Raw genomic sequence first — 6765 nt, 5'->3', positions numbered from 1 at the left:
GAGTTCCGTGACTTTCGGCTGTGGGGCCTAACGTTCGAGCTAACCCCGACCGCGGAGGCAGGCGGCGTAAGCCCGGTGACCGATGATGCTACGAACGGCGGGCGCCGGGCTTACGACGCCTGCCGTAGTGGGTCGGGGGCTGAGCGAGGGGTTAGGCCGCACTGCGGTTACCCCAGTACATGGAACTGATCTCTGGCAGTAGGACGGATCTCCGCCCGGTGTTGAACAACGCAATGTCCGTTGTTGTCCTTGGTGGCCGCCCAATGCTTCTTGAGTTGAATCCTGGTTGATGTGAATAGATTAGGAGGGACTCGATTGCATTCAGCGTTTCTGGAGGGGGAACAGGATAATCCTCGTCTGGCCTTATATCACTCCACTTTTCAATGGGTGGGGAGATGGCGCCAAAATAGATCTCAGCGGGATCGGGGAGTTCTTCGATCCAACGATGCTCTGCGATCCGTTTTCCCGCAGACCTCTGGGTTTGGCCTATGTAAAGAAGAGTCGACTTTCCGTAGATCATGTGTGTGCCGCACACCATGTATAGAACATATGAATCATGTCGAGTCTGCTGAGCCTCTTTAAGGCTCATAGGCCCTCGCCAGTTCACATCGTAGAAGGTTGGGAGAAAGCGTTGCTCGGTATTCATGTCGAAGCACCTGATAAGGTGTTGTGTGCGGCCTAACGTTCGAGCTAACCCCGACCGCGGAGGCAGGGCGGCTTGCCCGCGTGGTGCAGCATAAACCAGCGCGCCGCGCGGGCAAGACGGCCTGCCGTAGCGGGTCGGGGGCTGAGCGAGGGGTTAGGCGTCAGCGTCATTTGGGCACGGGACTTCGTGTCGCTCGGCGAACGGCAGGTTCGTTCAGGTTCTGGCGATGTTCATCTGAGATGTCGGGCTCGTTCGGAAGCTCTCTGAACTGGCCCGAGGCCGGGTCGCGTTGCTTCTGTGTTCCGTACCACTGTGGCTTTCCGAGGCTGTGGAGGAGTCGGTCCCACGTTGCGGTCTGCAGCCAGCGGGCAAAGCGACTGTCCGGTTTCAGCGTTGCCGCAACGGTTGCCAAGGCGTGTGCGAGTCTGTAGTCGTTCGGCTGAGTGCCGTGCTGCATGATGAGAGCGGCATTCTCGTAGTCGAGTGACGTTCGAATTGAGCCTTGCTTCAGCATGGCGAGTACCTCAACGCGACGCTCAGCGTCTGCTTTGGCGGCGGCTGCCCAGCCCTCTGGCGTGATACCGCTGCGACGTACCTCTTGATCTGCCGCGACGAGCTGAGAAAGACGTTGATTCGGAAGATCTGAAGCGCTCGCAAGTGCGAAGTGAAGCAGCAGTGCAACGAGAGTGAGTGTCTTCATTTCTGACGCCTAACGTTTGAGCTAACCGCGACCCGCGCGGCAGGGCGCTTGGGCGGCGTGGCGCAGCATAAGCAAAGGCGCCACGACGCCCAAGCGGCTTGCCGTGTGGGGTCGCGGCTGAGCGAAGGGTTAGGCAGCACGCTGAGGTGAATGCCCAGGGCTTGGGGCGAGTGACCTCCGTTCCCCGGCGCCTTAGCGCCGGCTGAGACAGGGGCCAGAAGTTGATGAGCGCCGCGGCATTCCCAGAGCGGCCCGGCCTTAGACGGGCCGCGATGACGGGCAGCGGAGCGGAACCCAGGCGCGAGGTAGTGCAGGCCGAAGAAGCCGCGAAGAAGCAGCCGGAGCGCGTGTCTCTGCGGCGACTGCCGCAAGGCGAGGTGGAGGCCAACCAGCGACTTGGCTCGTGCTGCCTAACGTTCGAGCTAACCCCGACCGCGGAGGCAGGACGGCTTGCCCGTGCGGTGCAGCATAAGCCAGCGCGCCGCACGGGCAAGCTGGCGTGCTGTAGCGGGTCGGGGGCTGAGCGAGGGGTTAGGCCTCACCGCTCACCCAGCTGCTGTGACACAACGAAGACTTGGACACCGGACATCGAACACTCTTTGCTTGATGCGCTGTTGACGGTGATGACTTCAATCTTCCGTCCGGTTATCTCGGTGAAGGTCACGTGATGGACCTGTCGAAACAAGTCCTTTCCGATCTTCTCGGATGCGAGGCGAACCGTCTTTGTCTTCTTGAAGTCCACCTTGTCGTTGCCCGTCTGCTGGGCGTTCTTGAGATGTACGAACGCCATCGAGGTGGCCCAGCCCTCTGTACCCGAACAGTGGTCCGCGTTCGTGGCCGACATGCTTGCACTGCTTAAAGCGCCGCCCGCGAGAATGACAAGCGCTTGCAAAGTAGGTTTCATCGGGCTCAGACTGTGTGTATGAGAGGCGTGTCTGTGAGGCCTAACGTTCGAGGTAACCCCGACCGCGGAGGCAGGCGCTGTAAGCCTGGTGCGCGATGATGCACCGTGTGCCGCGGACCAGGCTTACAGCGCCTGCCGTAGCGGGTCGGGGGTTGACCGAGGGGTTAGGCCGCAGCTTCATGTGCGCAGGAGGCGATAAGCCACCAGAACCACGACGATGAGGACCCCGAAGAACGTGATGATGCGCGCCCAGTTGACGGAGCCGCGGGGAACCTCACCAGGCGCAAGCCCGGTCTTGCGAAATGTGGCTGGGTCAACAGCCTCACCTGCCAGTGCCTCCACAACAGCTTTGGCTTCCTTCAGGCCGAGGCCGGAGGCCTCCCGCATGAGTTTGATGGCGTCGATCTTGTCACCGCGCTTCAGCGCGGCCGCCACTTCTGCTGAGGGTGGTGCCAAGGGTTGTGGGATGCCGGGCACTCGGACAGAGTAGGCGCCAGACTCCAGGGCTTCCTTGGCCTCCTTTAATCCGAGGCCCGTTGCCTCGCGAAGCGCACGGATGGCGTCAATCTTGTCGCCACGATCCCAGGCGGCGTGGACCTCGGGCGGAATCTGCTGAGTGGTGGACATTTGAGAACCGAGGAGGTGGGTTCTGCGGCCTAACGTTCGAGCTAACCCCGACCGCTACGGCAGGACGGCTTGCCCGTGCGGTGCAGGATAACCCAGGCACCGCGCGGGCAAGGCGGCCTGCCGTAGCGGGTCGGGGTGTTCAGCGAGGGGTTAGGCAGCACGCTGCGGTGTAAGCCGACGGTTTGGGGCGAGTGACTTCCGTTCCCCGGCGCCTTAGCGCCGGCTGGGACGGGGGCCAGAGGTTGATGAGCCCCATGGTCTTCCCAGAGCGGCCTGGCCTTAGACAGGCCGCGATGACAGGCTGTGGCGCGGAGCCCAGGCGCGCGGTGGTGTAGGCCGAAGAGGCCGCGAAGAAGCAGCCGGAGCGCGTGTCTTTGCGGCGACCGCCGCAAGGCGAGGTGGAGGCAAGCCAACGGCTTGGCTCGTGCTGCCTAACGTTTGAGCTGACACCGACCGCGGAGGCAGGACGGCTTGCCCGTGCGGCGCAGCATAAACCAAGGCGCCGCGCGGGCAAGGCGGCCTGCCGTAGCGGGTCGGTGCCGAGCGAAGGGTTAGGCAGCACGCTGAGGTAGATGCCAAGGGCCAGGGGCGAGTGACCTCTGTTCCCCGGCGCCTTAGCGCCGGCTGGGACAGAGGGCAGAGGTTGATGAGCGCCGTGGCAGTTCCTGAGCGGCCTGGCCTTAGACAGGCCGCGATGACGGGCCGCGGCGCGGAGCCCAGGCGGGCGGTGGTGCAGGCCGAAGAGGCCTGCGAAGAAGCAGCCGGAGCGCGTGTCTGTGCGGCGACCGCCGCAAGGCGAGGTGTAGGCGAACCAACGACCTTACTCGTGCTGCCTAACGTTCGAGCTAACCCCGACCGCGGAGGCAGGGCGCGCCCGCCGCGGAGTGGAGCATAAACAAGCCCGCTTCGCGGCGGGCGTGGCCTGCCGTAGCGGGTCGGGGGCTGAGCGAGGGGTTAGGCCTCAATGTAGCCGGGCGCGAGATGAATGGGTACTGCTGAAACTGCGGGTCCTGTTTGCAGGAGACCTGAACCGATGCCGGCAGAAGTGGAGAACCTTCTGATCCAGTGCTCTCGACGAAGGTAGCGCGATTGATTGAGGGAGTCGGCTGCATCAGGAGAAGTACTTGAGCGGGACTCAGGTCTTTTCCCGCGCTCTTGTTTGCATGCGTGTGGCTACGCGTAGTAGGCCCCATGACACCGCCGCTGGAAGAGCACAAAGGAGCAGTGTCACAAGGGCTACTTTTGGAGCGGGTGCTTTCAACCAAGTGACAGCAAATGCAACGTACAACGTGCCGGCTAATGCGGTGAGCGAGGCGAGGAGGATTGCTAGTACTCGGAGGACAAGGCTGCGCATGCGGAGTGTTCTGTCTTTGAGGCCTAACGTTCGAGCTAACCCCGACCGCGGAGGCAGGTGTTGTAAGCCCGGTTCGTGATGATGCTACGAATGGCACGGACCGGGCTTACAACGGCTGCCGTAGCGGGTCGGGGGCTGAGCGAGGGGTTAGGCCTCACGTTGTTTCTCGCGGGTTCGCTGCTCGCGGACTTGTTGACGGTGGTCTCGACGTTGCTGGCGGGTTGGGCGGTCGTTTGTCTTCTTCTTCCAGTCGCAGTCCACACAGTCCAGGCAGTCGCAGAGCCCATCAAGGCAACGAGCGTCCTTCCCGTCGCAGGGTATGTCGCATGGAGGATCGCATGAGCCAAGCTGCGCTCTCCTCTTGGACGATATGGCCTTCCGTTCGGCGTGGCAGTCGGAACAGAGGGCCAGCCTTACGTTGAGGACATCCGCGCCGCCGAGCAGGCCATACCTGCGGATAGCTCTGTAGCCCAGCTCAGAACAACCGCTGCGCCCTGTATGAACACGGTACGCGCAGGAGAAGCCTTTGGTCGGAGAAATCCATCGCTGGTAAAGGCGGATGGCGAGTAGTGCGATGCGTGTCAAGAGTTGTATTCGTGAGGCCTAACGTTCGAGCTAACGCCGACCGCGGAGGTGGGACGGCTTGCCCGTGCGGTGCAGGATAAACCAAGGCGCCGCACGGGCAAGACGGCCCGCCGTAGCGGGTCGGCGCTGAGCGAGGGGTTAGGCCTCACACGAGTTACACGGGCGGTGGCGAGCCGACTTGAGGGAGCACGTGGCGCGCGTACGGTGCGGAGGCGTTGAAGCCGTGGGAACCCTTTGACTTGAAGTCGTGAACCTGGACGCAGCCGTAGAGCGTGAGACTTCGGTTATTGCGGCCTCCTGGCCGCTGCTTCGTGCCCCGCAGAGTCGCGGGAGGGCCGAGGTGGTTTGCTTGGAAGAACGCAGAGCTTTACATGCGCCGATGCCGATGCGTTGCGCGACCGCCCTATCGCTAGAGCGCAGCCGTAGCGCGTGGATGGCGCCGTATTGGCATTTGGGCTCGTGAGGCCTAACGTTCGAGCTAACCCCGACCGCGGAGGCAGGCGGCGTAAGCCCGGTGACCGATGATGCTACGAACGGCGGGCGCCGGGCTTACGACGCCTGCCGTAGCGGGTCGGGGGCTGAGCGAGGGGTTAGGCGGCACTCTCTTCGCCTCGCGTGATGACCGGTTCACTCAGGCAGCAGAACTGGTTGCAGGTGAGGGCGCCGGCGAGTCGCCCGGTGCGTAGGGCTCTCCTCGCTTGCACTTGCGGTTGCGCTCCTTCCAGTAAAGCGCGTTCCCAACCTGGACGACTGAGCCTGAGATGACGATGCTTGTTGCGGAGAAGGCAAGACCAGTAGCAAGGCTCAGAAGGCACGAGTCGTTGTCGCACGACTGAGCTACTCGGACATTGGTGACGTCCAGTTCCATGCGCTTGGCCATGATTTGGCACTCTTCGTCGTAGTACTTGACCACTTTCGGATACGCGCAGCCCTGCAATATGAGGACGCTAGAGAAAAGAGGCAGAAGCGGTAGGCGTAAGCGCATTGAGAAGATGGTTGAACTGAGGAAACTGGCTTTCGGTGCCGCCTAACGTTCGAGCTAACCCCGACCGCGGAGGCAGGCGCTGTAAGCCCGGTGCGCATGATGCTACTGCTGACGCGGACCGGGCTTACTGCGCCTGCCGTAGCGGGTCGGGGGGTTGAGCGAGGGGTTAGGCAGCACGGCGCCGCTGTCCGTTTGCACTAGCGAAACGTGACTACGTTATTGGCTTGATTGAACCGGACTTCTAGGCCGTTTCGGCGCCAAACCTGTGTATAGGATGTGGTCTCACTCGCGCGCCGCACGACTGCGCAGTCATCTAACTGACCGGGTCGGCTTATGCATCCGACTATCTCACGTTGTGACTCTGTTTGTGCTGTTGTGCCAGTTGGCATACCGAAGCGCTTATACAGCTCTTCCAGGACGGCGGTTCCGTTAGTTGCTTGAAACTCCATCCGCACAATCCGCCCTTTCGCGTCCAGACCAATATCGATCGGTCCGCGCGCCCAACTCGGCTGGGCCTGGCGGGAGTACCTAATCTGCTGTCTATCTTGGAAGTAGCAGACTGGGCCAAACTCCTCCACCATTCTCCGTTCAGTCCAGCAAGAGAGACCGCTAGGAGAGCATGCTCGCACGTTCTGAAACGATGAAGGGCATGTTGGAACCTTGAGCGGTGCATGCATTGTTATCCCAAAGAACGTCATACTGGCGAGGTACTCTTCCTCTTGAGCAGAGAGTGGGGCGCTGGGCGGCTTTGGTGGAATGGGCTGGGCCGTGACCCGCTGGGGTTGCTGTGTCGATGTCTGCGGATATCCGCGCGTAACCCGCGGTGCCTCGCAGCTCGTCAGGAACATAGCCAGGGCCACAATCAGAAGTGCCTTCAACGCTGATCTCCAAGTAGTGGTCATTCGGTGAACTAAGGCGCGTCAGAGAATCTTCCTCGGTATTGGGTCTGAAGGTCGGAAGCCGT

At 62.0% G+C, this 6765-nt stretch carries 4 protein-coding genes; all 4 read right to left on the bottom strand.

Translation table 11 applies throughout. The annotated features are described in order from the left end of the window. Positions 1–812: 812 nt before the first annotated feature. The 4 genes from EOE66_RS21450 to yidD all read right to left on the bottom strand — a co-directional run bounded on the left by EOE66_RS21450 (position 813) and on the right by yidD (position 4816). On the bottom strand, positions 813–1346 hold the full coding sequence (locus tag EOE66_RS21450; protein WP_128230797.1) for a hypothetical protein: 534 nt from the start codon (positions 1344–1346) through the stop codon (positions 813–815). A 538-nt stretch (positions 1347–1884) separates the two neighbouring features. Continuing rightward, positions 1885–2190, bottom strand: coding sequence for a hypothetical protein (locus tag EOE66_RS21445; RefSeq protein ID WP_205702788.1), 306 nt, complete (start codon positions 2188–2190; stop codon positions 1885–1887). A 237-nt stretch (positions 2191–2427) separates the two neighbouring features. Further along, entirely contained in the window at positions 2428–2877 is a 450-nt protein-coding gene (locus tag EOE66_RS22315) for a ribosomal protein L7/L12 (protein ID WP_128230795.1), read from the bottom strand. 1501 nt (positions 2878–4378) lie between these two features. Next, positions 4379–4816, bottom strand: coding sequence for a membrane protein insertion efficiency factor YidD (gene yidD / locus EOE66_RS22490; RefSeq protein WP_164885213.1), 438 nt, complete (start codon positions 4814–4816; stop codon positions 4379–4381). Positions 4817–6765: the final 1949 nt, after the last annotated feature.

This window comes from Rubrivivax rivuli (assembly GCF_004016505.1).
GTDB lineage: Bacteria > Pseudomonadota > Gammaproteobacteria > Burkholderiales > Burkholderiaceae_C > Rubrivivax > Rubrivivax rivuli.
The sequence above is the reverse complement of the archived record's forward strand: the minus strand, read 5'-3'. Positions and strand labels throughout refer to the sequence as shown.

Bases quoted from the DNA above. Each gene is read 5' to 3' on its own strand.
- EOE66_RS21450 (WP_128230797.1), bottom strand. From the start codon at position 1,346: ATGAAGACACTCACTCTCGTTGCACTGCTGCTTCACTTCGCACTTGCG.
- EOE66_RS21445 (WP_205702788.1), bottom strand. From the start codon at position 2,190: ATGTCGGCCACGAACGCGGACCACTGTTCGGGTACAGAGGGCTGGGCC.
- EOE66_RS22315 (WP_128230795.1), bottom strand. From the start codon at position 2,877: ATGTCCACCACTCAGCAGATTCCGCCCGAGGTCCACGCCGCCTGGGAT.